Annotated in this window: 1 protein-coding gene; it reads right to left on the bottom strand. The window is 67.7% G+C overall.

The genetic code is table 11. From position 1 onward, the window contains the following. The coding region (locus ABD716_RS16340) for an IS256 family transposase (protein ID WP_344778850.1) at window positions 1-1216 on the bottom strand (1216 nt) is incomplete at its 3' end. Window positions 1217-1273: the final 57 nt, after the last annotated feature.

Genomic DNA, 1273 nt, shown 5'->3' with positions numbered 1-1273 from the left:
CAGCTTGGAGTTCGGGGATGGCCACCTCCTCGGGCGTCTCGGTGAGGAGCTTCATCGATTGCTCGCTGAAGTAGCGGCGGTCACCGGCGTCCCACTCGTCGTGCTGCTCGACGAGCACCGCACCGGCCAGGCGCAGGAGCGCGGCGGGGTTCGGGAAGACGCCGACGACGTCGGTGCGCCGCTTGATCTCCTTGTTCACCCGCTCCAAGGGGTTCGTGGACCAGATCTGCCGCCAGTGCGCGGCCGGGAAGTGCCGGAACGCGGTGATGTCCTCGGCGGCCTCATCGAGCATGGTCGCGACTTTCGGGTGCGAGCGCTGCAGCATGCGGGCGACCTCGCCGAGCTGGGTCATCACGTGCTCGGCGTCGGGCTGGGCGAAGACGGTGCGGATGATCGAGGCGACCATCTGGCCGGCGGCCTTCGGCACCTGGGCGAGCACGTTCCGCAGGAAGTGCACCCGGCACCGCTGCCAGGCGGCGCCCTGGAAGACGGTCTGGATCGCAGCGATCAGCCCGGTGTGCGCGTCCGAGATCGCGAGCTTCACCCCGGCAAGCCCCCGGGCCTTCAGCGACCGGAGGAACTCGGTCCAGAACGCCTGCGACTCGGTATCGCCCACCTCGAAGCCGAGCACCTCCCGCCGGCCGTCACTGGCGATCCCGACCGCCACGACGACGGCTTGGGAGACGACTCGGTGGTTCACCCTGGCCTTGCAGTACGTCGCGTCGAGGAACACGTACGGGTACGCGCCCTCCAGCGGCCGGTCGCGGAATGCCGCGACCTCCTCGTCGAGATCGGCGCAGATCCGCGAGACCTCCGACTTCGAGATGCCGGTATCGGCGCCGAGCGCCTTGACGAGATCGTCGACCTTCCTCGTGGACACGCCGTGCAGGTACGCCTCCATCACCACCGCGAACAGAGCCTGATCCACCCGGCGCCGCCGCTCCAAAAGCGACGGGAAAAAGCTGCCCTGCCGCAGCTTCGGGAGCTTCAGATTCAGATCACCCGCCGTCGTCGAGAGCGTCCTCGGCCGGGTGCCGTTGCGCACCGCCGTACGCGCCTCGGTGCGCTCGTAGGGGGCCGCGCCGATGAACGCGGCGGCCTCCGCATCGATCAGCTCCTGATAGAGCATCTCGGTCGCAGAGCGGATGCGATCAGAGACATCCGTGAGCTTGAGTTCCCCGAGCAGCTCGAGGAGGGCAGACTGGTCCAGAGCCATCGTGCCTTGTGTCCTTCCGTGAGATTCCTAGACAGTTCTCACTGACCATCGCACGAT

The organism is Gryllotalpicola kribbensis (assembly GCF_039538245.1).
GTDB classification, from domain to species: domain Bacteria; phylum Actinomycetota; class Actinomycetes; order Actinomycetales; family Microbacteriaceae; genus Gryllotalpicola; species Gryllotalpicola kribbensis.
The sequence above is the reverse complement of the archived record's forward strand: the minus strand, read 5'-3'. Positions and strand labels throughout refer to the sequence as shown.